The following is a 25,632-nucleotide window of genomic DNA, read 5'->3' as shown; positions in this document are numbered from 1 at the left end:
GACCTGACCGATGCCGGCCGGCAACGGCCAGCCGACGGCCCCCAGAACCGGAGCACGCGTCATCATCAACATCTTCTACAGCCTGTTCACCACCCTGCTCGATCTGGTGATCTGCGTGTTCCTGCTGCGCGTGATGCTGCAGCTGGTGCGTGCGAACTTCTACAACCCGATCTCGCAGCTGATCTGGAAGCTGACGCAGCCGATCACGATTCCGCTCGCGCGCTTCGTGCCGCGCATCCGCAATGTCGACACGCCGGCGTTGCTGGTGCTGGCGGCCGTCGCCGTGCTCGACATCCTGATCGTCGGCAGCCTGTACGGGCAGAGCCTCGAAACGCTGCAGATGCTGTGGCTGGCACTGCTCAAGGTGGTCAGCCTCGCGTTGAAGATCTACATGCTGAGCCTGCTGGTGGTGACGATCCTGAGCTGGGTCGGTCCGGGCGTGTCGAACCCTGCGGCGAACGTGCTGTGGAGCCTGACCGAACCGGTGCTGAAGCCGGTGCGGCGCGTCATTCCGCTGGTGGCCGGGCTCGACCTGTCGCCGATTCCGGTGATGGTGGTGTTCCAGGCCGTGCTGACGCAGCTGAGCGCCGTGCTCGGTCTGTACTTCTGACATGACCGGCACCGTGACGGGTTCGGCCGTGCTGCCGTATGCCGGGGCTTCGCTGGGCATCGTCGTGCCGCGCAAGCTGCGGATCGACACGCCGCTGGTGCTGGCCTCGGGCCGGACGCTGGCCGGCTTCGAGCTGATGATCGAAACCTACGGCGAGCTGAATGCCGAGCGCAGCAATGCCGTGCTGATCTGCCACGCGCTGTCGGGCGATCACCATGCTGCCGGCTTCCATTCCCCGGACGACCGCAAGCCGGGCTGGTGGGATTCGGCGATCGGTCCGGGCAAACCGATCGACACCAACCGCTTTCATGTCGTCTGCCTGAACAACCTCGGCGGCTGTCGCGGTTCGACCGGCCCCACGACCGTGAACCCCGACACCGGCGCGCTGTGGGGCCCCGAGTTCCCGATCGTCACCGTGCGCGACTGGGTGCAGTCGCAGGCGATGCTGGCCGATCATCTCGGCATCCAGACCTGGGCCGCCGTCATCGGCGGCAGCCTCGGCGGCATGCAGGTGATGCAATGGACGATCGACTTCCCGAGCCGGGTGCGCCACGCGCTGGTGATTGCTGCCGCGCCTCGCATTTCCGCGCAGAACATCGCGTTCAACGAGATCGCGCGGCAGGCGATCCTGTCCGATCCGGACTTCCACGGCGGGCGCTACATCGAAGCCGGCACCAAGCCGGTGCGCGGACTCAAGCTCGCACGCATGCTCGGCCACATCACCTACCTGTCCGACACCGCGATGCGCGCCCGCTTCGGCCGCATCCTGCGCGACGGCGATGGCCAGTACAACTTCAACTACGACGTCGAGTTCGAAGTCGAAAGCTATCTGCGCCATCAGGGCAACAGCTTCGTCGACCGCTTCGACGGCAACACCTACCTGCTGATGACCAAGGCGCTGGACTACTTCGACCCCGCGCGCGAATTCGGCGACGACCTGGCGCAGGCATTCCGGCAGGCCACAGCGAAGTTCCTGGTCGTCAGCTTCTCGGTCGACTGGCGCTTCTCGCCAGCGCGCTCGCGCGAGATCGTCAACGCCCTGATCGCCGCCGGTCGCGATGTCGCCTACGCCCGCATCGACTCGCAGCTCGGTCACGACGATTTCCTCATGCCGATCCCGCAGTACCACGCCGTGCTCGGCAACTACCTGTCGCGCGTGGCCGACGAGGTCGGCGCATGAGCCCCGTGCGTCCGGATCTGGCCTTGATCAGCGAATGGATGCCGTCGCGAGGCCTGCGACAGCGGCAACGCCGCGGCTCGCCAAGCCGAGTCGGCGGCAGGCGATCCAGTCAGGCGTCCGTCAGCGGGGAGCAGCCATGACGGCCCTGCGTCCGGATCTGGCCTTGATCAGCGAATGGATGCAGTCGCGAGGCCTGCGACAGCGGCAACGCCGCGGTTCGCCAAGCCGAGTCGGCGGCAGGCGATCCAGTCAGGCGTCCGTCAGCGGGGAGCAGCCATGACAACCTTGCGTCCGGATCTGGCCTTGATCAGCGAATGGATGCCGTCGCGAGGCCTGCGACAGCGGCAACGCCGCGGCTCGCCAAGCCGAGTCGGCGGCAGGCGATCCAGTCAGGCGTCCGTCAGCGGGGAGCAGCCATGACGGCCCTGCGTCCGGATCTGGCCTTGATCAGCGACTGGATCGCCCCCGGTTCGCGCATCCTCGACCTCGGCTGCGGCGATGGCGCGCTGCTCGCGCATCTGGCAGAAACCCGGCAGGTGCGCGGCTACGGGCTGGAGATCAACGATGACAATGTCGCCGCCTGCATCGCCGGCGGCATCAACGTGATCCAGGCCGATGTCGACGACGGCCTGACCGAGTTCACCGACAGCTCGTTCGACTACGTGGTGATGACGCAGGCGCTGCAGGCCCTGGTACGGCCCGATCTGGTGCTGACCGAGATGCTGCGGGTCGGGCGCGAGGTGATCGTCACCTTCCCGAACTTCGGCCACTGGCGCGTGCGTCGGGCGCTGCTCGGCGGCCACATGCCGCAGACACCGGCGCTGCCGGCGCAGTGGTACGACACCGAGAACATCCATCTGTGCACGCTGGCCGATTTCGAGGCGCTGTGCCGACGCTCGCAGTGGCAGGTGCTGGAACGGGCGCTGCTGGACCGCAGCCATCGCGCCGGCACCAGCATCCGCATCGCGCCGAACCTGTTCTGCGAAATCGCGCTGTACAAGCTGCGCCGACCGGGCTGAGTCGGCCGACTCAGCCGGCGCTGGCTCCGCGCGCCATTTCGCAGCGATTCTTGCCGCTGCGCTTGGCGCGGTACATGGCCTGATCGGCCGCCAGGATCAGCGGATCGCAGGCGTCGGCGTGATCCGGATAGATCGCGATGCCGACGCTGGCGCCGACCTCGATCAGCAGCTCGCCCTGCGGCGTCATCAGCCGGTACGGCCGGCGCAGGTCGCCGCAAATGCCTTCGCACAGCCGCAGCGCCGTGGCTTCGGTATCGATCACGTCTTCGAGGATCACCGCGAACTCGTCGCCGCCGAGGCGTGAGGCGGTGTCTTCGAGCCGGATCTGCGAGCGCAGCCGGTTGGCGATTTCCTTCAGCAGTTCGTCGCCGGCCTGATGGCCGTAGGTGTCGTTGACGGGCTTGAAGCCGTCGATGTCGATGTAGCCGAGCGCGAACGCACGCTGATGGCGGCGGCCACGTTCGATCGCGTTCTCGAGTCGATCCATGAACAGCATGCGGTTCGGCAGATCGGTCAGGGCGTCATGCGACGCGCGATGCCAGGCCTGCTGTTCCACGGCACGGCGCAGCTCGATCTCGCGCTCGAGCGCTTCGGCGTGGCGCGACACCTGATCGAGCGCATGCTGCAGCTCCACCTTGCGCTGATACAGGTCGAGGAACACCGCGACCTTCGAGCGCAGGATCACGTCGTTGACCGGCTTGGCGATGTAGTCGACGGCGCCGCTGCCGTAGCCCTTCAGGCGATGCAGATCATCGTAGGCGGCGCTGATGAAGATGATCGGCGTGTCGCGGCTCATCTCGTCTTCGCTGAGCAGGTTGGCCACTTCGAAGCCATCCATCTCCGGCATGTTGACGTCGAGCAGGATCAGCGCGAAACGATGATCAAGGCAGGCCGCAAGCGCATCGTTGCCGGAGCCAGCCTCGATCAGTTCGGCCCCGGCCTTGGCCAGCAGGCGGCGCAGTGCCAGCCGGTTCGGCGCGTGATCGTCGACGATCAGGATCTTCGGCGGCGGTGGCGGCGACGGTGCGGATGCCGGTGAATCGATCGTGGTCATGGGCAGCGTTGGTTGATCCTGTCAGCGATTCCGGCCAAGGTCAGCACCGCATCGGCACCGGCCACCTGCAGCGCCGCGCGCGGCATGCGATCGGCTTCCGCTTCTTCCGGCGATTGCACCAGCGCATGACCGCCGCGAGCGCGCACCGCCTTCAGACCGATGGCACCGTCGTCGTTGGCGCCGGTCAGCACCGCGGCCAGCAGCCGCTCGCGATAGACCGCCGCGGCCGACTCGAACAGCACGTCGATTGCCGGCCGCGAGAAGTTGACGCGGGCATCGACCGACAGCATGAACGTCTCGTCCGCTTCGATCAGCAGATGGTAGCCGGAAGGCGCGAGGTGGACGACGTTCGGGCGGACCCTGCTGCGTTCGTCCGGCTCCTGCACCGGCATCGGCGCGGCCTGCGCCAGCAGTTCCACCAGATGCTCGCGATCATCCGTGCTGCCACGATGACAGACCACGATGACCGGCGCGGCGAGGTCGGCGCGCAGTGCGCCGAGCAGGCTGCGCAGCGCCTTCAGCCCGCCGGTCGAGCAGCCGATGACGACGGCGCTCGAACGACCGCGGTCGTTCATGCTGCGGGCGGCGCGGGGAACGTGAGCGACCTCATGCCGACGGCGCGCCCAGCCGGTAGATCCGCGCCCGGCGATTCAGCGCGACGAATTCGCGCGCGTTCTCGGAATAATCGATCGACTCCTTGCTGCCGAGACACAGGAAGCCGCCGCGGACCAGCGTGTTGCGAAACAGGCCGAGCACCCGATCCTGCAACGGGTTGGTGAAGTAGATCAGCACGTTGCGACACAGGATCAGATGCGCTTCGCAGAACACGCCATCGGCCACGAGGTTGTGATTGGCGAAGGTCACGTTCCTGCGCAGCGCCGAATCGAACTTGATGTGGTCGTACTTCGCGTGGCAGTAGTGGTTCAGCGTATGCGCGCCGCCGGCGGCGAGGTAGTTCTCCGCGTACTGCCGCGCCTCGGTCACCGGGAAGATCCCTTCCTGCGCCTGCGCCAGCGCCGCGTCGTTGAAATCGGTCGCGAAGATCTGGCAGCGATCGTACAGACCCGCCTCTTCGAGCAGGATTGCCAGCGTGTAGACCTCTTCACCGCGAGCGCAGCCGGCCTGCCAGATGTTGATGTGCGGATACGACGCGAGGATCGGCAGCACCTCCGCCCGCAGGGCGCGAAACACCGGTGGATCGCGAAACATTTCCGACACCGGCACCGACATCGCGCTGACCACGGTCGGCAGCAGCACGTCGTCGCGAACCACACGGCTGGTCAGCTCGCCGATCGTGCGGCTGCCGGTCGCGATCGCCAGCGCCTGGACACGGCGCTTCAGCGACGCGCGCGCGTACTGGCTGAAGTCGTAGCCATGCCGAAGCTGCAGTCCGCGGATGAACAGCTCCAGCTCGACGTCATCGGGGTCGGGGCGGTTCAATGGCGGTTCACGATGATGTGCAGCGAGGGTCGGCATCCGTGGCCGTGCGTTCGCCGCCATGAGGAGCCGCGCTGGTCAATTCGACTGGCGGAGTTCCGCCATCGCTGGCGCGACCGCGGCCTTGTGCGGAGAGGCCGGCCCGGCCTTCCCTGGCCGGGCATTCGCCACCATCGCGAGCAGCGCTCGCTATGCATGGTGGCTCATCCAGACCCGCATCATCGACAGCAGCTTGTCGATGTCGATCGGCTTCGACAGATAGTCGCTGGCCCCAGCCTCCAGACACTTCTCGCGGTCGCCTCGCATGGCCTTCGCGGTCAGCGCGATCATCGGCAGCTTGCGGTGCTTCGGCTGCGCGCGAATCGCCCGCATCGTGTCGTAGCCGTCCATGCCCGGCATCATGATGTCCATCAGCACCAGGTTGACGTCGTCGTTGTCCTCGAGCTGCTTCAGCGCCTTGCGCCCGTCCTGCGCCATCAGCACCTTGAGGCCGCGCGCGCGCAGCATCTTCGACAGCGCGAAGATGTTGCGCATGTCGTCGTTGACGATCAGCACGGTGCGGCCGTTCAGACGGGCATCGATCTCGCGCACCGGCAACGGCGCGGCCGGCTTCAGGCTGTGCAGGAACAGGCTGACTTCATCGAGCAGCCGTTCCGGCGAGCGCGCGCCCTTGATCACGATGCTGTCGGTGTACTGGCGCAGGGCCAGGCTCTCCTCGCGTGACAGCTCGCGGCCGGAGTGGATCACCACCGGCGGCAGCGGCCCGCTGCGCGACGCCACTTCGAGAAACTCGTTGCCGCTCATGCCGGGCAGGCCGAGGTCGAGCACGATGCAGTCGAAGCGGCTCTTGCCCAGCTGTTCGAGCCCCTCCTCGCCGCTGCCGGCATCGACCAGCTCGACACCGGCCTCGTTCAGCAGGCTGCGCATCGCATGGCGCGATGCCGCATCGTCATCGATCAGCAGCACGCGCCGCACCTGTTCCTGACCGGGGTGCAGCAGGCGGTCGAAGGCCTGCAGCAGCGCCGCCTTCGACACCGGCTTGGTCAGAAAGCCGATGGCACCGGCTTCGAGCCCGCGCGCGGCTTCGTCGTTGGCGGAGATGAAGTGCACCGGCAGTTCCTTCAGCGTGTCGTCGGCCTTCAGGCGATCGAGCACGGCCCAGCCGTCCATGCCCGGCAGCATCACGTCGAGCAGCACGCCAGCGGGACGGAATTCCTTGGCGAGCTTGAGTCCGGACTCGCCGTCGCCGGCAGCCAGCACGCGATAGCCGCGGCGGCGGATCAGCTCGGCCAGGATGCGGGCGAAGGCCGGATCGTCCTCGACGATCAGGATCACCGTGTCGCCTTCGGTGATCAGTTCGCGGTCATCGGTGATCGTCGGCGTCGGCATCAGGCCGATCGATGGCGATACCGTCACCGTCTGCGCTGCTGGTGTCTCGCTGTCGTCGGTCGCAGTCGACCGGTCCATGGCCGATGGCGACGGCCGGCGGAAATCGTCGAGCGGCGAGCGCAGCTCGGTCGGCGCTTCGACCGGCAGCACGATGGTGAACGTGCTGCCTTCGCCGAACGTGCTCTGCATCTGGATATCGCCGCCCAGCCGCCGCGCCATGCCGCGCGCGATCGACAGGCCGAGCCCGGTGCCGCCGAACTGCCGGCTGGTGCCGGCATCCACCTGCTGGAAGGTCTGGAACATCTTGTGGAACTTGTCGGCCGGAATGCCGATGCCGGTGTCGCTGACGGCGATCGACAGGGCCTGCTCGCGGCCCAGCCCCGGCGGCAGGCGCTGGCCCAGCGCCGGCCGTCCGATGGTGACGGTTACGCCACCCTGCTTGGTGAACTTGAAGGCATTGCCCAGCAGGTTGTTGGCGATCTGCTCGAGCCGCGCGGCGTCGGTGCGGATGACGGCGGGCGCGTCATCGGCAACGGTGATCTCGAAGCTCAGCTCGCGTTCCCGCGCAACATGGCGGAAGTTGCGGCTCAGGCTTTGCGAGAACGCGGTCACCTGCAACTCGTCGACCATCACTTCGAGCTTGCCGGCCTCGACCTTCGACAGGTCGAGGATGTCGTTGATCAGCTGCAGCAGCTTGCTGCCGCTTTCGTGAATGACCTTGGCCGATTCGACCTCGTCCGGCGCCAGATGGCCTTCCTCGTTGTCGCTGAGGCTGCGCGACAGGATCAGCAGGCTGTTCAGCGGCGTTCGCAGCTCGTGCGACATGTTTGCGAGGAACTCGCTCTTGTACTGGCTGGCGCGTGCCAGGGCATCGGCCTTTTCCTGCGTCTCGCGCTGCAGTTCCTCGAGGATCAGCTTCTGCTCGCGCAAGGTCGCCGAATGATTGGTCAGCGATTCGTTGGTGACGCGCAGCTCTTCCGCCTGCAGCTTCAGTTCTTCTTCCGAAACCCGCAGACGGGCCGACTGCTCTTCGAGCATCCGCGTCTTGCTTTCGAGCGAATCGTTGATCGCACGCAGCTCTTCCTGCTGCACGCGCAGCGATTCCTCGGAGGCTTGCAGCTCTTCCGACTGGGTCTGGGTCTCGACCAGCAGATCCTGCGTGCGCAAGGCGCGGCGCAGGTTGTCGAACGACAGCGCGACGATCGGCATCAGCTCGTCGAGCAGTTGCTGCTCGCGCACGGTAAAGGGATCGAACGATGCCAGTTCGAGCACGCCATGCAACTGGTTCTGCACCAGCAGCGGCTGCAGCAGCACCGACGTCGGCACCGCCGAGCCCGCACCGGAGCCGATCCGCACGTAATCCGGCGGCAGCTTGTCGACGACCAGCGTCCGGTGGCTGCGCGCGCATTCGCCCAGCAGCCCGCCGCCGGCCTCGACCGCGATGCGGCGCGGCATGTCGCCGGACAGCGCGAAGCCGCCGAGCAGTTCCAGCGTCTGCCGCTCGCCCTCGTAGCCATACAGCGCAACGAAGCCGCAGCCGAGCTTTGGTGCCAGCGCGGCGCTGAGCACGCGGGCGAACTCGGCCGCGCTGCGCACTTCCTGCAGATCCGAGGCAATGTCGCCGACTTCGGTCTTGACCCAGTTCTGGGTCCGGATCTCGACCGCCATCGCCTTGAACACTTCGAGCGCCCGCGCGATGTTGCCGATCTCGTCGCCGCGCGACTGATGCGGCACGTCGATGTCGTCGTCGTGATTCGCCAGCCGCGACATCAGCGTGGTCAGCGCCGCGATCGGCTCGGCGATCCGCGTGCGCGTGCGGCGGATCGCGTAGATCGTCAGCAGCATCGCGAGCAGCAGCAGCAGCAAGGTCAGCTGCCGGGTCAGGTCGGCCGTGCCGGTCAGCTGCGCCCTGCGCTGCGCCAGCAGCCGGCGTTCGGTCTCGGTCGCCTCGGTCAGCAGCGCGCGCAGCGCTTCGCGGTAGCTCTTGCCCCTGACCGTGTATTCCACCGACTCGGCGGTGCCGCTGCCGCTTTCGATCAGCGTTCGCGTCGGCTCGGCGATCTCGAGCTGCCAGGCCTTGATCCGCCGTTCGATGTCATCGATCCGCTGCGTCTGCGCCATGTTGTCGACGACCAGCCCGCGCACGGTCGCGATCGCGCGGCGGGCGGCATCGGCGCCGGCGTGATACGGCACGAGATATTCGGCATCGCGCGTCAGTTGATAGCCGCGCAGGCCGTTCTGCATGTTGACGGTGCCGTTCTCGAGCTGCTGCAGCGCCTCGATGACCTGATAGGTGTGCTCGGTCCACTCGCGCTCGGACTCCTGACGTTCCTGGATCGCGAAGAAGGTCAGCGCGTTGATCGTCAGCAGCAGCATGATCAGGCCGAAGCCGATGCCGAGCTTGGTCGCAAGCGGCCAGTCGGCCAGCCGCCAGCGGCGCACGGCGCGCGGATGCCGGTCCGGAGCGGGCACGGGTGGAGGCGTGGTCATGACGATGGCGCCCTACGCTCGGGCCGACGTCGCCGCTTGCTCGCGGGCGAGCACGTAGTCCGACATCGGGATGTACAGCAGGTCCATCAGCCGACGCAGCAGGTGCTCCTCGTACTTGTCGATGCGGCCGTCGGCCCAGGCCACCTGCCACAGCATCTGCATCAGCTCGCGTTTGCCGTCGGCATCGAGTGTGCGGTTCAGCGTCTGCACGTAGTCGTGCAGCGACACCGAATCGCGCGACTTGCGCTGGGCATCGGCAATCAGGCCGTCGACGGCGGCCCCGTCGAGCCCGAAGCGCCCGGCCAGCAGGTCGCGGATGCGGTTGATCTCGACTTCGGAGAACTCGAAATCGGCGCGCGACAGTTCGATCAGCAGCAGCGCGGTGGCCAGCGCCGGGCTTGGCGCCGCGTTCGAGGGCGCAGCCGGTGCCAGCAGTTCACGCAGACGGTTCAGCACAGCCAAGGGAGACTCCAGTGGAAATGGGCTTACGCCGGCAGCGGCGACAGGAAGCGCAGGACGGCGTCCTGCAGCTCGCCGAGGCGGCCGTGGAAGAAGTGACCGGCGCCATCGAAATGCTGGAACTGGGGCGGCGGGTCGTAGGTTGCGAACGCGGCCACGGTTTCGTCGTAGGCCACGACATCGTCATCGGCGCTGTGCGCGGCAAACCACGGGCAATGCGGATGGGCCGGCGCCGCGTCGGACTTCAGGTAGCGGCCCATCGGCGGGGCGATCGTCACCAGCGCTCGGGTCGGCGTGCGACTGGCGGCGCGCAGCGCGACGTGGCCGCCGAACGAGAACCCGCCAAGGACCAGCGGCAGGTTCGGCGCGGTCGCGCGGATCGCCTCGGCCACGGCCAGCGCGTCCTCGGTTTCGCCCAGGCCGTCGTCGAACAGGCCTTCGCTGCGCCCGACCCCGCGGAAATTGAAGCGCGCCACACGCAGGCCGGCCTTCAGCGCGGCATTGGCCACGGTCCAGACGACCTTGTTGCCCATGGTGCCGCCGAACAGCGGGTGCGGATGGCAGACGACGCAGGTGCCGATCGGCTCGACCTTCGGCGTCGCGATCAGCCCCTCCAGACGACCGGCGGGGCCCTTGAACATCAACTCGGCGCTGCCGCCGCTTTTCAGGGCGTTTTCAGGGATGGCAAACATGGCTGCGAGTCTAGGATGGCCTGCGGCCGCGGTCGAATTCCGGGGGCACCAGCGCGCGTTTCCGGGCGATGTTCCGCGGCATTTCCAGCGCTTCGGCCGGCGGGGGCGAGCCGGGACTTCACTTGCCAGTGCCCCGAGGCGAACCTATAGTTCCGGCGCTGGTGCTCACCGGCTGAAGCAGCGCTGGATCATCGCCTGCCAGCCGCACCGGAAACTCGGCTCGAAACGGGCCGCAAACCAAGAAATCTTATCGACTCACTGGGGGATGTAATGCGGAAACTCGCAGTCGTCACCGGCGCCGCCATCGCGCTGGCAGGGACCTGGACCGCACTGGCCGGCCCGAGCAGCAACCTCGACACGCGCCCGCAGGCCAACGCCTACATCAGCGTCGATTTCGGGCATCCGCAGCCGAGCAAGGCGCTGCGCGCGCCGCTGCACTACGGCCTGCGCATGTCCTATGACAACCGGCTGCGCGCCGACAACGGTGGCGATCTGCCGCCGCTGGCCGCGTTCGATTTCGACAACCGCGGCAACCGCATCGCCTCGTTCGGCGGCGTTCCGTTCGCCGGCCGTCTGGTGCCCCTGCGCCAGAACGAGGACGGCAGCGTCGGCGGCGGCGAAGGCAGCGGCCTGACCTTCTTCGACCTCGGCCTGATGATCGCGGGTGCCGCCGGCGTCGGCTACCTGATCTTCGAAGTCGCCCGCAACGACGAAAGCCCGCGCGTCGACACCGGCACCACCACCGGTTCCAGCGGTGGCCTGCTCGGCGGCGGCAGCGGCGGCCTGCTCGGCGGCAACAGCGGCGGCCTGCTCGGGGGTGCCTCGGGCGGCCTGCTGGGCGGTCTCGCCGGCGGTGCCACGGGTGGCGCGACCGGTTACGCCGGCACCGGCGACCGCATCGCCGCCGATCGCGATGTCGAGCGCCTGAACTGGCTCGATGGCGGCACCGGCCAGATGGGCGACCTGCAGGCCGCGCCGAAGCGCTGACATCACGCGTTGACCAGTTTCTTGCGATCAGCCGATCGCCTGCGACAATCTGAGGGAGCCGCAAGGCTCCCTTTTTGTTTCCGCCGTTTCCCGTTCCCGCCACGCCCTGCCCCGAGACCCGCTGGATGATTCCGCCCTGGCTGAAACCCCGTCTGGATGCGATCTTCGGCATCGACCTGCGCACGCTGGCGCTGTTCCGCGTGATGCTCGGCACGGTGCTGTTCGTCGACCTGTGCTGGCGGCTGGTCGACCTGCAGGCGTTCTACACCGACCTCGGCGTGCTGCCGCGCGACTGGCTGGTCGCGGTCAACGGCCTGTGGCGCACGACGATCCACACCGCCAACGGCGAAACCTGGTTCGCGCTGACGCTGTTCGTGATCGAGATGATCGCGGCCCTGCTGATCGTCTTCGGCTGGCGCACGCGCACCGCGCTGCTCGTCGCGTTCCTGTTGCACAGCAGCCTGCTGAACCGCAATCCGCTGGTGCTGCTCGGCGGCGACATCCTGATCACCTGCCTGCTGTTCTGGGCGATCTTCCTGCCGGCGGCGGCACGGGCCAGCGTCGACGCGGCGTTGTCGAGCCGTCCGCCGCCGGTCGACACCCTGCATCGCTCGTGGGCCTCGGCCGGCCTGCTGCTGCAGGTGATGTCGGTCTACTTCTTCAGTGCCATCCTCAAGAACGGCGCCGACTGGCACAACGGCACCGCGGTCGACTACGCATTGGCGATCGACGGCTACGCGACACCGCTCGGCCAGTGGCTGAAGACCTTCCCGCCGCTGACCACGGCGCTGACGCACTACGTCTACTGGCTGGAACTGCTCGGGCCGCTGCTGGTGTTCGTGCCGGTGTTCAGCCGCAGCCTGCGCTTCGCGGTGATGGCGATGCTGATGCTGATGCACATCGGCTTCATCTTCTGTCTGGAACTCGGGCCGTTCCCGTACATCAGCCTGACCTCGCTGACGACGTTTGCCGGCGGCTGGCTGTGGGATGCCGCGGCCCGCGCCGGCGAGCGCCGCGCCGCAAGGCGCGGTCCGCACCCGCTGCGCATCTACTACGACCGCGACTGCGGCTTCTGCCTGAAGAGTGTGCTGATCCTGAAGACGCTGCTGGTGCTGCCACGGGCCGAGATCGCGCCGGCGCAGGACACGCCGCGGGCGAAGAAGCTGCTCGAGGACAACTTCTCGTGGGTGATCATCGATCACGACGACAAGGCCTACCTGAAGTGGCCGGCGTTCGTGATCCTGCTGCGCCGCTCGCCGGTGTTCGCGCCGTTCGGCTGGCTGGTGTCCGGCCGCTGGGCGGTGGCGCCGGGCAATGCCGTCTACAACTTCGTCGGCCGCAATCGCGGCGATTTCGGGCAGCTGAGCGCCCGTCTGCTGCCGTTCCACGAGCGGCCGTTCGAGACCGGCCTCATCGCGCAGATCGTCGCCGGCCTCGCGCTGATCGTGCTGATGATCTGGAACCTGTGCACGATCAAGGTCCTGCCGGAACCGCTGTATGCCGCGCTGACGCCGCCGCTGCGCGCAGTCCGGCTCGATCAGTACTGGGACATGTTCGCGCCGTTCCCGTCGCGCGAGGACGGCTGGTTCGTCATTCCGGCGCAGCTCAAGGACGGCAGCGAGATCGACCTGCTGCACCCGGAGCGTGGCGCCGTCAGCTACGACAAGCCGCGCTACATCACGCACGAGTGGAAGAACATCCGCTGGCACAAGTATCTGGAGCGGATCTGGGCCGCGTCGTTCGCCGACAACCGTCTGTACTACGGCCGCTACCTGTGCCGCAGCTGGAACACGCGGCATGCCGGCGGCGAGCAGCTCGATACCTTCAAGATCATCTACATGCTCGAGAAATCGGTGCCGTACGGCGAAACGCCGACGGTCGAGCAGTTCGTGCTGTGGCGCCACGGCTGCTTCGTCGCGCCGCCGCCGGCGCCGTGATCGGCCGCTGACGGGCACCGCACGGCGATGGCTGGATGGATCGACATCGGCGCGAGTGAGCCGGGGGTTTCGCGGACTGCCAGTGGCAGTCCGTGCCCGGCGAACGGGCGGTGCCTCCGGCCCGCCCTCGGAGATTCGTGACGATGGCGCTGGTCGACATCGGCGCGAGTGAGCCGGGGGTTTCACGGACTGCCAGTGGCAGTCCGCGCCCGGCGAACGGGCGGCGCCTGTGGCCCGCCCTCGGAGATTCGTGACGATGGCGCTGGTCGACATCGGCGCGAGTGAGCCGGGGGTTTCACGGACTGCCAGTGGCAGTCCGTGCCCGGCGAACGGGCGGCGCCTCTGGCCCGCCCTCGGAGATTCGTGACGATGGCGCTGGTCGACATCGGCGCGAATCTCGCCCACGAAAGCTTCGCGGCGGATTTCGACGCGATGCTGGCCCGCGCGCAGGCGGCGGGCGTCGAGACGATCGTCGTCACCGGCTCGTGCGCGGCGAGCAACGAGCAGGCGCTCGGCTTTGCCCGGATGCCGCCTGCCGACGGCCGTCCGCGCCTGTACGCGACCGCGGGCCTGCATCCGCATCACGCCGCGGACTGGTCGCCGACGCTCGCCGGCCGCATCGCCGAGCTGGCGCGGGCGACAGAAGTCGTCGCACTCGGCGAATGCGGGCTGGACTACTTCCGCGACCTGTCGCCGCGCCCGGCGCAGCGCGCGGCGTTCGTCGCGCAGCTGGAAGGCGCGATCGCCGCCGGCAAGCCGGTGTTCCTGCACCAGCGGGACGCGCACGACGATTTCGCGGCGATCCTGCGCGAGCATCGCGCCGCGCTCGTCGATGCCGTCGTCCACTGCTTCACCGACACCGCCGAGGCCTGCGCCGACTATCTCGCGCTGGACTGCCACATCGGCCTCACCGGCTGGATCTGCGACGAGCGCCGCGGCAGCCATCTGAACGACGTTGCGCGCCTGATCCCGGCCGATCGGCTGCTGATCGAGACCGATGCGCCGTACCTGCTGCCGCGCACCCTGCGCCCGAAGCCGAAGGACCGGCGCAACGAGCCGGCCTACCTGCCCGCCGTCTGCGAGGCCGTGGCCGCCGCCCGCGGCGAGCCGCCGGCGCAGGTGGCGCTGCGCACCCGCGACAACGCCCGGCGCTTCTTCCGGCTCGGCCCGGCAGGCTGACAGCGCCACAAAAGCGACATTGCCGATAGCGGTTGTCGATCACTGACCGCGCCGCCCGCGATCACCCGTCATTCCGGCGCCGATCGGGCCCGGTTCGGGCCGCGATCCCATCGCCAGCGAGCGGCACCGCGCGCCGCAGGCCGGCCAAACCGACCGGTCAGGTGCCTTCGCCGTGCCGCCGGTCGGCGGCACTTTCAGAAATCGCGGCAGCGACCATGCGCGCACACGGCTTGCAGGATCGCTGCAAATCGCTTTCCGCCGAGTGCCTTCGTGCCGTCGTCCCTGCCTTTCGATGCTCCGCTTCCGCCGCGCCGCGCCGCCTTCGGCCTGCGTGGCGAGCGGCTGGCGCTCGACGATCTGCCGGTCGAAGGGCCGGGTGTCGGCAGCTGGGAACTGGATCTGGCGGCGGACTGCGGCTGGCTCAGCGCCGGCTGGTGCGCGCAACTGGGTTTCGATCCGGCGCGGATGCCGAAGACGCCGGGCCACTGGAAGCATCTGATCCACTGGGAAGACCGCGCCCGCGTCGTCGTCGCGATCGATGCCGTCGTGGCCGGCCGCACGCCGTGCTTCGACCAGGAATTCCGCCTGCTCAAGCGCGACGGCAGCCCGCTGTGGGTGCATTCGCTCGGCCAGCCCGGCGCGCGTACCGCCGACGGCCGCCTGCGCTCGATCGCCGGCGTCCACATCGACATCTCCGCGCGGCACGCGCAGCAGCAGGCGATCGAGGAAAACGAGCGGCGCCTGCGGCTGGCGCTGAACGCCGGCGGCCAGCTGTACTGGGACTGGCACCTCGACAGCAACCGCGTGGAATTCGGCGATTTCTGGAGCGAATTCGCCGGCCTCCAGAGCGACCTGCAGTCGCATACGGTCGACAGCTGGCTGACCCGCGTCCACGCCGACGACCTGCCCGCAGTGCGCGCGCAGATCGAACGGCTGCGCCGCGGCGAATCGGACCTGCTGAATGTCGAACACCGGCTGATCGCCATCGATGGCAGCCCGCGCTGGATGCTGGCGCGCGGCCGGGTTGTGGCTTTCGATGCCGTGGGCGCGCCGCTGCGCGTGGCCGGCGTGCTGGCCGACATCAGCCAGCGAAAGCGCGACGAGCTGGCGCTGGCGCGCAGCACGGCGCTGATCAATGCCGTGGTCGAGGTGCAGCAGCGCTTCATCGCGAACCCCGATCTGCGCCAGCAGGGCGATTCGCTGCTGCGCACCCTGCTCGAATTCGGCGAGGCCGAATACGGCTTCATCGGCGAAGTGCTGCACGACCCGGAAGGCAACCCGTATCTCAAGACCTTCACGCTGACCAACATCGCGTGGAATGCCGAAATGCAGGCGCTGTACGAGCGCCATCACCGCGATGGGCTGGAATTCCGCAACCTGAACTCGCTGTTCGGCCGCACCCTGCGCACCGGCGAACTGGTGATCGCCAATCGCCCGGCGGAGCACGAATCGTCCGGCGGCCTGCCGAGCGGCCATCCGGCGCTGAACAGCTACGCCGGCGTGCCGATCCACGACGGCGAGCGGCTGATCGGCATGGTCGGCCTCGGCAATCGCGAGGCCGGGTTCGATGACGGCGTGATGGAGCTGATCCGGCCGCTGACCAGCACGCTGGCGGTGATGATCAAGGCGGTGCGCAGCGAGCGCGAGCGCGCCGGTCGCAGCAGCGATCTTCTGCGCGTGTCGATGCAAGCGATTGCAGCCGAAGAAAGGCTGCGCGACATCACCAACGGCCTGCCCGCCGTGGTGTTCCAGTTCGAGTTCGATGCCCACGGCCGCCTGCCGCATTTCAGCTTCGTCAGCCGCGGCGTGCAGCGGATGACCGGCACCTCGCCGGACCTGCTGACGGCGATGCCGAAGCTGTTCCTGAAGCGCGTGCATCCGGCCGACCGGCGCAAGCTGATCGCCGCGCTGCAGCGCTGCCGCGAGTCCTCGAACAACGTGCAGCTCGCGTTCCGCATGCGCGATGCCGACAACGCCCCGCGCTGGCACGAGGCCAGCTTCAGCCGCGGTGCCGACACCGGTCGCGGCGTGGTCTGGAACGGCTTCGTGTTCGACGTCACCGAGCGCAAGCGCGCCGAGCAGGAACTGCGCGAGGCCCGCGACGGCGCCGATGCCGCGAACCGCGCCAAGTCGAACTTCCTCGCCACCATCAGCCACGAGATTCGCACGCCTTTGAACGGCATCCTCGGCCTGATCGAGATGATGAAGCTGGCGCCGTCGCCCGGCGCGCTGCCGCCCGCGCAGGCGGACAACCTGAAGCTGGTCGAAAGCTCCGGCAAGTCGCTGCTGCGGCTGATCGACGATCTGCTCGATTTCTCGCGGATGGAGCGCGGCGCGCTCGAAATCCGCAGCGAACCGACGCGGCTGCACGAGGAACTGCACCGTGTCGTCGAGTTCTGGAGCGAGGCGGCCCGCGCCAAGGGCCTGCCGCTGAACCTGCAGATCGTGCCCGGCGTGCCGAAGCTGGTCAGCGTCGACGCCCTGCGCCTGCGCCAGATCCTCGACAACCTGCTCAGCAACGCCATCAAGTTCACGGCGCGCGGGTCGGTCAGCTGCACCGTCAGCCCGATCGAGGGCACGGCCGAAAGCCGCCAGCCGGCGCTGCGGGCCGTGCGGATCACCGTGCGCGATACCGGCATCGGCATTCCGCTGCCGGTGCAGCAGCGCCTGTTCCGGCCGTTCATCCAGGCCGATCATGAAACCGCGCGCCGTTTCGGCGGCAGCGGGCTCGGCCTGTCGATCGCCCGCGGTCTGGCCGAGCGCATGAGCGGCAGCCTGAACCTCGACAGCACGCCGGGTCAGGGCACCACGCTGACCCTCGACCTGAGCCTGCCGAGCCTCGACGAACCGCGGGCCGAGGCCAGCCCCGCCGCGACGATTCCGCAGCACCCGATGCGGGCGGCGCCGACCCGGCCGATGGTGCTGGTGGCGGAAGATCACGCCGTCAACCGCATCCTGATCGAGCAGCAGCTCAAGCACCTCGGCTACCCGGCGCAGTTCGCGGCGAACGGTCACGAGGCGCTGGCGCTGTGGCGGCAGGGCGGCGTTGCGCTGCTGCTGACCGACTGCCACATGCCGCAGATGGACGGCTTCGACCTGTCGCGGATCATCCGTGCCGAGGAACGCGCCCGACAGCTGCGGCCGATCCCGATCATCGCCTGCACCGCCGACGTCTATGCCGGCATCGTCGAGACCTGTCTCGCCGCCGGCATGAACGGCTGGATCGGCAAGCCGCTGTCGCTCGACGCGCTGCGCAACAAGCTGGCGAAATGGCTCGACGGCGCGCCCGCCTTGCCGGCGGAGCCGCTGCCGGAGCCTGCGCCGAACCCGACACCGCCGCTGGTCGATCGCCCCGCCCTGCTGGCACTGACCGGCGGCGACGCGGCACTGGCCGACGATCTGCGGGCCGCCTTCGCCGCCGGCCTTCCGGCCGAGCTGTCGGCGCTGAAGGCCGATCTCGACGCCGCCGACGAGGCCAGCCTGCGGCGCGACCTGCACCGGCTGCTCGGTGCAGCGAAATCGGCCTGCGTGCCGGCGCTGTGCGCGGCCGTCGAACACTGGCAAGGCCGGCTGCGCGCGGAATCACTGGCCGCGCTGCCGCCGCTGTGGCCAGCGCTGAACACGCTGGCGGACGAGACCCGATCCGCCCTGCTGTCCCGGAGCCCCGCATGAACCCGTCCGACTGCCGCGTGCTGATCGTCGACGACCATCCGATGCAGCGCCTGCTGCTCGGCCGGATGCTCGCCGCGCTGCCGGTGCGCGAAGTCGTGGCCGCCAGCGGCGGGCTCGAAGCGCTGGAACTGATCGAGAACGGTGCGCGGTTCGACCTCGTGATCACCGATCTCGACATGCCCGGCGTCGATGGCATGGAGCTGACGCGGCGCATCGGCGAACTGCCGGCGCCGCCGCCGGTGGCGCTGGTCAGCGCGCTCGATGCCCAGATCCTCGCCAGCGTTGGCACCCTGTCCCGCCTGGGTGGCCGCGCGCTGCTGACGATCCTGCCGAAGCCGGTGTCGATCGACGCGCTGCGCACCGCCGTTGCCGCGATTCCGGACGCCGTGGCCAGCCCGCATCCGCGCGGCACGCCGAGCACGCCGCGCGCCGACTACACGGTGGACGAGATCGCTGCCGGACTCGATGCCGGCCAGTTCGTGCCGTACTTCGAGCCGCAGATCGAACTGAACGAGGGTCACGTCACCGGCTTCGAAGCGCTGGTACGCTGGCTGCACCCGCGCGACGGCGTGATCGCGCCGGGCCGCTTCCTGCCGCAGATCGAGAACACGCCGCTGATGGCGCGGCTGACCGATGCCGTGCTGGCCGGCGCGCTCGATGCCCAGCGCGGCTGGCGCGACGTCGGCCTGACGCTGTCGCTGTCGGTCAACCTGAGCCCCGGCGTGCTGACCACGCTCGATTTCGCCGCGTGCCTGACCAGCGCCGTGCTCGATCGCGGGCTGGACCCGAAGACCATCACCTTCGAGCTGACCGAATCGAACGCCGCCAACGGCTCGGCGGTGGTGCTCGAGAACATCACGCGGCTGCGGATCAAGGGCTTCCGGCTGTCGATCGACGACTTCGGCACCGGCTATTCGTCGCTGCAGCAGTTGTCGGAGCTGCCGCTGTCGGAACTGAAGATCGATCGCGGCTTCACCGCCCGGATGCTCGATGACCGCGTCGCCCGCGCGGCCGTCGAATCGAGCCTGCGGCTGGCGCAGCAGCTCGGCCTGTCGACCTGCGGCGAAGGCATCGAACAGCCGGAACTGGTGCGGCAGTTGCGCTGGATGGGCTGCGAACGCGGTCAGGGCTATCTGTTCAGCCGGCCGATCGCGCCGGAACGCGTGCTGGCCTGGCTGGTCGACTGGCCGCAGCGGCGCGGCGCGCTGGTCGAGGAATGGCGGGTGGCGCTCGAAGCCTGAGGCGGGAGGCATCGCCGCAGCACGGCGCTGGAAACGCGCGGCCAGACACCGGACACTGGCGCATGCCCTACGTCCTGTCTCCGCTGATCCGTCCCGATGCGCCCGGCCTGTGGGCCGAGGGCGCGCCGTACACCGTCGAACCGGTCTATGACCTGTGCAACCCGGCGCATCCGCCGGTGCGCTACGGCGCCCACCGGCTGGCGCCGCACAGCCTGCCGCACGTCGATGCGCCGTCGCACATCCTCGAGGACGGCGCCGATGTCGGCGCCTATTTCGCGCCGGATCGCCTCGCCAATCTCTACGGACGGGTGCTGCTGCTGAAGCTGGCCGCGCCGATCTGGCGCGACGCTCCCGGCGGCACCCGGCACTGCGCGGTCGATGCCGCGATGCTGCGCGCCGAGATCGTGCGCGCGACCGGCCGCGATCAGGCGCCGGACAAGCTGATCCTGACCGTGGCCGCGCTGCCGGAAGCCGCGAACGGCCAGCACGATCCGGCGCATGCGCTGACCCTGACCGAGGACGCCGCCGACTGGCTGCTGGCGAACCCCGACTTCAATGCCTATCTCACGTCGTGGAAATCGACCGATTTCCAGCCCGGCTCGCGCGCCCGGCCGATCCACCGCCGCCTGCTGCCGCGCGCCGCCGTGTTCGAGTGTCTGGACCTGCGCGCCGTGCCGGAAGGCGAGTACTTCCTGACCGCGTTCCCGCTGCCGCTGGCCGGGGCCTCGGAATCGCCGGTGTGCCCGGTGCTGTTCACGTTCGCCGAACTCGCCGCCGCGCAGCCATCGCCGCGCGCCTGACGCGGCCCTACACTGCCGCGCCCCACCCTGCTTTCCCGAACGGATTCTTTCGATGCTCGCTCGTCGCCGCCTGCTTGCCGCTGTCGTTGCCGCCGCTGGTCTCCTTGCCGCCTGTTCCGGCACCCCGGCCAAGCCGGTCGAGATCGCCCCGCCGCCACCGGTGCTGCCGCCGCCGGCGCCGATCCCGCCGAAGGTGGCGCTCGCGCTCGGGGGCGGTGCGGCGCGCGGCTTCGCCCATGTCGGCGTGGTCAAGATGCTGGAATCGCAGGGCATTCCGGTCGATCTGATCATCGGCACCAGCGCCGGCAGCGTCGTCGGCGCGCTGTACGCGTCCGGCCTGAACGGCTTCCAGCTGCAGGAAATGACCTTCGATCTCGAACGCGCCGCGTTCGCGGACTGGCAGTTCTTCAGCCGTGGCCTGCTGAAAGGCGAGAAGCTGCAGAACTTCGTCAACGAGCGCGTCGGCCGCCGCAAGATCCAGCAACTGCCGCGCCGCTTCGCCGCCGTTGCCGCGAAGCTCCGCACCGGCGAAGCCGTGGTGTTCCAGACCGGCGATGTCGGCCTGGCGGTGCGCGCCTCGTCATCGATCCCCGGCGTGTTCCAGCCCACCGTCATCGACAACGACGAATACGTCGACGGCGGCACCGTCAGCCCGGTCCCGGTGCGCTTCGCCCGCGACCTCGGGGCCGATGTCGTCATCGCCGTGGACGTCTCCGCCCCGGTCGAGGAAGCGCGCGAGGACTCCACCCTCGGCACCGTGCTGAAGGCCTTCGACATCATGGGATCGAGCCTGCGCCGCGCCGAGCTGCCATCCGCCGACGTCGTCATCGCCCCCGACGTCCACGGCATCAAGGCCGCCGACTTCGAGTCCAAGCAGCGCGCGATCCTTGCCGGCGAACGCGCCGCGCTGGCCGCCGTGCCGGCGATCCGCGCCGCGATCGCGGCCAAGACCCGGTAAGGCCGTTTCGATGCGGCGCGTGGAACCGCGCAGCGCGTCCACCGTCGTTCCATCGCGTGCGCGGCCGTGCTTTCGTGCGCCGAGGGCACGAAAAGCCGTTTTCCAGGCCGCCCCCTAGCCTGCGAATCGCACCCGGCCGGACGGCTGGAAAATCCTCACGCGGGTCCCTTCGGCCCGCTACAGTTCGGTCATACCCAGAACACGCCGAGGAGAACGCCGCGATGACGAAAAAGCTCAACCCACTCGATGCCTCGTGGCTGCAAGTGGAGTCTCGCGACACGCCGATGCATGTCGCGCAACTGCAGATCTTTTCGCTGCCGGCCGACGCACCCGAGGGCTTCGTGCTGGACCTCGTCGCCCGCGCCAAGGCCTCGAAGGAGCTGCAGGAGCCGTGGAACCTCAAGCTGCGCGGGGGCCGTGCGCTGCCGGTGTGGATCGAGGACGACAACGTCGACATGGATTACCACTTCCGGCATCTGTCGGTGCCGCGCCCCGGCGGCGAGCGCGAACTCGGCGTGCTGGTATCGCTGCTGCACTCCACCCAGCTCGATCTGAGCCGCCCGCTGTGGGAGTGCACGATGATCGAAGGCCTGGAAGGCAATCGTGTGGCGCTGTACACGAAGATGCATCACTCGCTGGTCGATGGCGTGTCCGGCGCGCGGATGATGTCGCGCGTGTTCTCGCCGGACCCGAACGAACGCAACATGGTCGCGCCGTGGCGCGTGCCGCCGCCGGAAAAGACCCGGCGCGAAAAGCTGCCGACGGCACCCGCCGCCAATCCGATGCAGGTGGTCAAGGAACAGTTCGGCGCCAAGGTGAAATCCGCCTCGTCGCTGATCTCGGCACTCCGCCGCCTGCGCCGCGCCAAGAAGACGCCGGGCGATGCGCTGGTCGGCCCGTTCACCGGGCCAAAGTCCGTGCTCAATGGCCGGGTCAATCAGGCCCGCCGCTTCGCAACCCAGCAGTACGACCTTGCCGAACTCAAAAGCCTGGCCGCGAAGGCCGACTGCTCGCTGAACGACATCGTGCTGTACCTGTGCGCCACCGCGCTGCGCCGCTTCCTCGGTGAACTGGACCAGTTGCCGAAAGCGCCGCTGACCGCCGGCATTCCGGTGAACGTGCGGCCAGCCGATGACCAATCCACCGGCAACGCGATCAGCTTCATCATGGCGACACTGGCCACCGACATCGCCGATCCCATGGCACGGCTCGCGGCGATCAAGGCGTCCACGGCCCGCGCCAAGGAACACCTGCAGGCGATGCCGAAATCCGCGCTGACCCAGTACACGATGATGATCATGGGTCCGTACACGCTGCAGCTGCTGACCGGCCTCGGCGGCCGCGCGAAGCCAGTATTCAACATCACCATCTCCAACGTCCCCGGCCCGGACCGGCCGCTGTACTGGAATGGCGCAAAGCTGGAAGCGACCTACCCGGTGTCGCTGATCGCACACGGCGGCGCGCTGAACATCACCTGCCTGTCATACGCCGGCACGATGAACTTCGGCTTCACCGGCTGCCGCGATACCTTGCCGCATATGCAGCGGATTGCGGTTTATACGGGGGAGGCACTTGACGAGCTACGGGGGTTTCTCACCTCTTAGTGAGGGACCGCAATCAGCCCGAAGCGGAAGTCGCGGGCGCCAATGCCAGTGCCTCAAAGCGGCCTATCGGAACCGAGTTACTGCGCCTGTTCTCGCGTTGCGCTTATGATCGGACTCATTCGTCAGGTTCTCTCGTCAATACAGCGAAACTGATGCCCCACAGGTTGGTAACCGGCCAGGTGGTTTTGCTATTTTTTAGCGGCAAGGAACCATCTGAGTAGCTCATCGGGTCGCACGGGATCACAGCCCAAGCCGGGCAGTTGGGCCCTGCGATGTGGCCTACTCCGATCCCCAAGAATTTGGAGCTAACGGCTTCCTTAGATTAAGTTCTGTACACGGGCAATTTTGCGCCGGATCTGATTTCTGAAAGAGAGTTGATTTCGAGATGCTCGGTAGCAAAAGTTATCCCGAATAACTTTGCTATCTGCCATACCAATTCGGTGAAAATGTCGTGTCGATAAAAGACAAAATTAATGGGCTTACACCCGCCGGCTTTGAGCATTTTATATACGATCTCATGCTCCAGAGAGGCTTGAGAAATGCTACGTGGCGCACCCCTGGCGCAGATGGTGGCCGCGATATAGAGGGTGATTACTTTATAACGGATATGAGCGGCCGCGTACTACCAGAGCGTTGGTATATCGAGTGCAAAAAGTATTCGAATTCCGTTGACTGGCCAACGGTTTTTCCAAAGCTAAGTTACGCGTCCAATCACAAAGCAGACTTTTTGCTGATGTGCACGTCGAATTATCTCTCTCCAAAATGCAAGGACGAGGTAGATCGGTATAACTTTAGACGTGAGCGCCCGGCAATTCGCTACTGGGATGTTTCTGACTTAGAGAGCTTCATCGCAATTTACCCAGACATAGGCGTGAAACATGGCCTGATTGCGCCTTCCAGCATGGGGGGTCCCAGTATCAAACGATTGCTTGCTATTGGGGCGAAAGCCTCGCAAGCAGCTTGTGGAGACATCGAAGGGCTTGGCATACGCATTCCCAGATCACTTGAGTTCTCTGCGGCGATAGCAGAATTGTCGGCCGTAATAGACCACGGTGCCAGTCTAACTACGAGGATTATTAATGATGACGATTTGTATGACTGGGTAAAGGTGACGTCGGGGAGCCATGCCAAAGCTAATCCGGCCTCTTTACGAGCACTACTCGCTCTTCTTAACTTCGTCGCCCTTCCTAAAGGCATCACCCTTACGAGTAGTGGCGGGGCGGAAGTAAAACTGGAAATCGATACGCCAGGGCGCGCTGATTGGGCCTCGGTTGGAACGTATATCGAGGCATCGCAGTTGCTAAATCTGTATTGCAATGTCGAATTTAAAATCTTAGGTAATGTAATCGAGGTGCAGCAGCGATGGCCATAAATGAAAGCAGGTCTGAGATTGACATTTATTCAGAACTCATCGCTAACTTTACCCACCAGATAATCAACCCACTCAATGGTGTTGTAGGAACGCTCGACAACATCGTCGAAGGCCACGTGGCTAGTGCGAAGCGCGACCAACGTTTACGCGCCGCAGCAGCTCAACTAATTAATACGATCGAGCTCGTTAGAAATCTTGCGTTCTTATCAAATTTGAGCACAAAAGCTGGCCGTCAAAGCTTGCGGGAGCTGTCGAAGAAATCTCTTATACCGAGAGAAACTATTGACGCAATAGCTTTCTTTCAGGAACTTGCTAAGCAGGAGAAGGGCATGGAGATACAACTCCTTGACTCAACCCAATACTGGGTTAAGGGACATCCCGATCTTCTGCGCCAAGTGTTCACCAACCTTTTGGACAACGCCGTTAAGTATGGTGACAAGAACACCGCGATCACAGTAAGCGTCCATGAGCAGAAGAAGACAGGAAATCTTATTCTCGAAGTGAAAAATCTCGGTCCTGGGTTTGACTTCAATGAGAGAGCAAAAATCTTCGAACGAGGTTTTAGAGGGATTGGCGCTAGGTCTGTCAAAGCCAGCGGATCCGGGATTGGACTTTTTATTTGCAAGGAACTTCTAGAAGCCGGCTTTGACGCAAAGATCGAAGCTGAATATTCATCGCAGAGCCGAGAGACGACATTTCGCATTCGGTTCCCCTCATTCAATTTGGAAGAGAAGGGCATTTATGTCGAAGGGTAAGACGAGCACGAAAGTCCTTATCGTCGATGACGAGAGAGAATACTCCACTTGGCTAACGGATTTTTTTGAGCACCTGGGTCTTGCGCAGGTTTATGCAGCAACGGCGGATGAGGCTTTGACTGTACTGGCTAACGGCGAATTTCGTTTGCTCATCGTTGATATGAACATTCCGGCGTCGCCGTCATTATTGGCCAGTACTACACCGACCGTGATGAAGTATCCAGGGCTGCTTGTCGCACAGAAGGCGAGGAACTTGATGTACGGCGCACACTCCGTAATTGCCTATACAGTCCACGACGACGAAGCACTAGCCGCAGAGCTGGACAAACTTTATTGTCGTTATGTGCTCAAAGGACGTATCAGAGTCATCAAGGCGGTCATCAATAAGTCACTTGCTGAAGCACCCTCAAAAAATACTTAGCCGTTCATTGGCCTTCCCCGCGGAAACGGAATCGACAGTATGAAACGATGAGAGTTCGCGGCGGAAACCAAAGACTCGGCAGGCCGCCAAGTTGTGGAGCTTGCCATCGCCCTCTCGCGTAGCTGTGAAAGCGAACTTGGCAGGGTAGCCGACGCAGATGCATTCTTCAGCGGCGGCGGATAGTAATGCCCAACGGGTGCATCCGGCCGACATATCTGCCTCCGCTTAGCTAAGACAAATCCGCGGCTGATGTAGAGCGTTCCCGATAGCGGCCGCTCGCGAACGGCAGAAACTGGCACAATGTAGCCACCCGCTCCGCCGCTGCAATGTCCTGAACGAACAAGGGGCCGGTGACGGCCCCTTGTCGTTACAGTTA

Annotated in this window: 20 protein-coding genes; 14 read left to right on the top strand and 6 right to left on the bottom strand. The window is 66.5% G+C overall.

Annotation, left to right across the window (positions count from 1 at the left end):
• Nucleotides 1-10: 10 nt before the first annotated feature.
• The 3 genes from QZ951_RS03250 (at nt 11) to metW (ending at nt 2,809) form a co-directional block, all read left to right on the top strand.
• Nucleotides 11-610: a YggT family protein gene (locus QZ951_RS03250; protein ID WP_292998505.1), complete on the top strand. Its 600-nt coding sequence runs from the start codon at nt 11-13 to the stop codon at nt 608-610.
• A 1-nt stretch (nt 611) separates the two neighbouring features.
• Nucleotides 612-1,790: a homoserine O-acetyltransferase gene (locus QZ951_RS03245; RefSeq protein ID WP_292998503.1), complete on the top strand. Its 1,179-nt coding sequence runs from the start codon at nt 612-614 to the stop codon at nt 1,788-1,790.
• Between the two features lie 416 nt (nt 1,791-2,206).
• Nucleotides 2,207-2,809 (top strand): methionine biosynthesis protein MetW, encoded by a 603-nt coding sequence (gene metW / locus QZ951_RS03240; RefSeq protein WP_292998501.1) that lies wholly within the window; start codon nt 2,207-2,209, stop codon nt 2,807-2,809.
• Nucleotides 2,810-2,819: 10 nt separating this feature from the next.
• Here metW and QZ951_RS03235 read toward each other — a convergent pair whose 3' ends face one another.
• From QZ951_RS03235 to QZ951_RS03210, 6 genes are all read right to left on the bottom strand, one after another.
• A complete protein-coding gene (locus QZ951_RS03235; protein ID WP_292998499.1) occupies nt 2,820-3,863 on the bottom strand; it encodes a diguanylate cyclase in 1,044 nt (347 codons plus the stop codon).
• Entirely contained in the window at nt 3,860-4,438 is a 579-nt protein-coding gene (locus tag QZ951_RS03230; protein ID WP_292998497.1) for a chemotaxis protein CheB, read from the bottom strand. The genes QZ951_RS03235 and QZ951_RS03230 overlap by 4 nt, the downstream gene beginning before the upstream one ends.
• 31 nt (nt 4,439-4,469) lie before the next feature.
• The gene (locus QZ951_RS03225; RefSeq protein WP_292998495.1) at nt 4,470-5,303 is read right to left on the bottom strand and encodes a protein-glutamate O-methyltransferase CheR; all 834 of its coding nucleotides are present in this window, start codon (nt 5,301-5,303) and stop codon (nt 4,470-4,472) included.
• 186 nt (nt 5,304-5,489) lie between these two features.
• Nucleotides 5,490-9,179, bottom strand: a complete 3,690-nt coding sequence (locus tag QZ951_RS03220) for a response regulator (RefSeq protein WP_292998493.1) — start codon at nt 9,177-9,179, stop codon at nt 5,490-5,492.
• Nucleotides 9,180-9,191: 12 nt separating this feature from the next.
• Entirely contained in the window at nt 9,192-9,635 is a 444-nt protein-coding gene (locus QZ951_RS03215) for a TerB family tellurite resistance protein (protein ID WP_292999045.1), read from the bottom strand.
• 29 nt (nt 9,636-9,664) lie between these two features.
• The gene (locus QZ951_RS03210; RefSeq protein WP_292998491.1) at nt 9,665-10,330 is read right to left on the bottom strand and encodes an alpha/beta fold hydrolase; all 666 of its coding nucleotides are present in this window, start codon (nt 10,328-10,330) and stop codon (nt 9,665-9,667) included.
• Between the two features lie 270 nt (nt 10,331-10,600).
• On the opposite strand from QZ951_RS03210, the gene QZ951_RS03205 reads away from it, so the two are divergent.
• From QZ951_RS03205 to QZ951_RS03155, 11 genes are all read left to right on the top strand, one after another.
• Nucleotides 10,601-11,317, top strand: a complete 717-nt coding sequence (locus tag QZ951_RS03205) for a hypothetical protein (protein ID WP_292998489.1) — start codon at nt 10,601-10,603, stop codon at nt 11,315-11,317.
• A gap of 125 nt (nt 11,318-11,442) precedes the next feature.
• Nucleotides 11,443-13,254 (top strand): HTTM domain-containing protein, encoded by a 1,812-nt coding sequence (locus tag QZ951_RS03200; RefSeq protein WP_292998487.1) that lies wholly within the window; start codon nt 11,443-11,445, stop codon nt 13,252-13,254.
• Nucleotides 13,255-13,623: 369 nt separating this feature from the next.
• On the top strand, nt 13,624-14,433 hold the full coding sequence (locus QZ951_RS03195) for a TatD family hydrolase (RefSeq protein ID WP_292998485.1): 810 nt from the start codon (nt 13,624-13,626) through the stop codon (nt 14,431-14,433).
• A 270-nt stretch (nt 14,434-14,703) separates the two neighbouring features.
• Nucleotides 14,704-18,105 (top strand): PAS domain-containing protein, encoded by a 3,402-nt coding sequence (locus QZ951_RS03190; protein WP_292998483.1) that lies wholly within the window; start codon nt 14,704-14,706, stop codon nt 18,103-18,105.
• Nucleotides 18,102-19,346, top strand: coding sequence for an EAL domain-containing protein (locus tag QZ951_RS03185; protein WP_292998481.1), 1,245 nt, complete (start codon nt 18,102-18,104; stop codon nt 19,344-19,346). The genes QZ951_RS03190 and QZ951_RS03185 overlap by 4 nt, the downstream gene beginning before the upstream one ends.
• Before the next feature lie 62 nt (nt 19,347-19,408).
• Entirely contained in the window at nt 19,409-20,146 is a 738-nt protein-coding gene (locus QZ951_RS03180; protein ID WP_292998479.1) for a hypothetical protein, read from the top strand.
• Between the two features lie 52 nt (nt 20,147-20,198).
• Entirely contained in the window at nt 20,199-21,104 is a 906-nt protein-coding gene (locus QZ951_RS03175) for a patatin-like phospholipase family protein (RefSeq protein ID WP_292998477.1), read from the top strand.
• Between the two features lie 221 nt (nt 21,105-21,325).
• On the top strand, nt 21,326-22,708 hold the full coding sequence (locus QZ951_RS03170; RefSeq protein ID WP_292998475.1) for a wax ester/triacylglycerol synthase family O-acyltransferase: 1,383 nt from the start codon (nt 21,326-21,328) through the stop codon (nt 22,706-22,708).
• A 451-nt stretch (nt 22,709-23,159) separates the two neighbouring features.
• Nucleotides 23,160-24,080, top strand: coding sequence for a restriction endonuclease (locus QZ951_RS03165; RefSeq protein ID WP_292998473.1), 921 nt, complete (start codon nt 23,160-23,162; stop codon nt 24,078-24,080).
• The gene (locus QZ951_RS03160; RefSeq protein ID WP_292998471.1) at nt 24,071-24,835 is read left to right on the top strand and encodes a HAMP domain-containing sensor histidine kinase; all 765 of its coding nucleotides are present in this window, start codon (nt 24,071-24,073) and stop codon (nt 24,833-24,835) included. The genes QZ951_RS03165 and QZ951_RS03160 overlap by 10 nt, the downstream gene beginning before the upstream one ends.
• Nucleotides 24,822-25,256, top strand: coding sequence for a response regulator (locus QZ951_RS03155; protein ID WP_292998469.1), 435 nt, complete (start codon nt 24,822-24,824; stop codon nt 25,254-25,256). Before QZ951_RS03160 ends, QZ951_RS03155 begins: the two co-directional genes overlap by 14 nt.
• Nucleotides 25,257-25,632 lie beyond the last annotated feature (376 nt).

The organism is Nevskia sp., from assembly GCF_021732705.1.
GTDB lineage: Bacteria > Pseudomonadota > Gammaproteobacteria > Nevskiales > Nevskiaceae > Nevskia.
Note: the sequence above shows the minus strand (reverse complement) of the source record. Positions and strands in the feature narration are given on the sequence as shown.

Coding starts and splice junctions, on each gene's coding strand:
- QZ951_RS03250 (WP_292998505.1), top strand. CDS start 11: ATGCCGGCCGGCAACGGCCAGCCGACGGCCCCCAGAACCGGAGCACGC.
- QZ951_RS03245 (WP_292998503.1), top strand. CDS start 612: ATGACCGGCACCGTGACGGGTTCGGCCGTGCTGCCGTATGCCGGGGCT.
- metW (WP_292998501.1), top strand. CDS start 2,207: ATGACGGCCCTGCGTCCGGATCTGGCCTTGATCAGCGACTGGATCGCC.
- QZ951_RS03235 (WP_292998499.1), bottom strand. CDS start 3,863: ATGACCACGATCGATTCACCGGCATCCGCACCGTCGCCGCCACCGCCG.
- QZ951_RS03230 (WP_292998497.1), bottom strand. CDS start 4,438: ATGAACGACCGCGGTCGTTCGAGCGCCGTCGTCATCGGCTGCTCGACC.
- QZ951_RS03220 (WP_292998493.1), bottom strand. CDS start 9,179: ATGACCACGCCTCCACCCGTGCCCGCTCCGGACCGGCATCCGCGCGCC.
- QZ951_RS03210 (WP_292998491.1), bottom strand. CDS start 10,330: ATGTTTGCCATCCCTGAAAACGCCCTGAAAAGCGGCGGCAGCGCCGAG.
- QZ951_RS03205 (WP_292998489.1), top strand. CDS start 10,601: ATGCGGAAACTCGCAGTCGTCACCGGCGCCGCCATCGCGCTGGCAGGG.
- QZ951_RS03200 (WP_292998487.1), top strand. CDS start 11,443: ATGATTCCGCCCTGGCTGAAACCCCGTCTGGATGCGATCTTCGGCATC.
- QZ951_RS03195 (WP_292998485.1), top strand. CDS start 13,624: ATGGCGCTGGTCGACATCGGCGCGAATCTCGCCCACGAAAGCTTCGCG.
- QZ951_RS03185 (WP_292998481.1), top strand. CDS start 18,102: ATGAACCCGTCCGACTGCCGCGTGCTGATCGTCGACGACCATCCGATG.
- QZ951_RS03180 (WP_292998479.1), top strand. CDS start 19,409: ATGCCCTACGTCCTGTCTCCGCTGATCCGTCCCGATGCGCCCGGCCTG.
- QZ951_RS03175 (WP_292998477.1), top strand. CDS start 20,199: ATGCTCGCTCGTCGCCGCCTGCTTGCCGCTGTCGTTGCCGCCGCTGGT.
- QZ951_RS03170 (WP_292998475.1), top strand. CDS start 21,326: ATGACGAAAAAGCTCAACCCACTCGATGCCTCGTGGCTGCAAGTGGAG.
- QZ951_RS03160 (WP_292998471.1), top strand. CDS start 24,071: ATGGCCATAAATGAAAGCAGGTCTGAGATTGACATTTATTCAGAACTC.
- QZ951_RS03155 (WP_292998469.1), top strand. CDS start 24,822: ATGTCGAAGGGTAAGACGAGCACGAAAGTCCTTATCGTCGATGACGAG.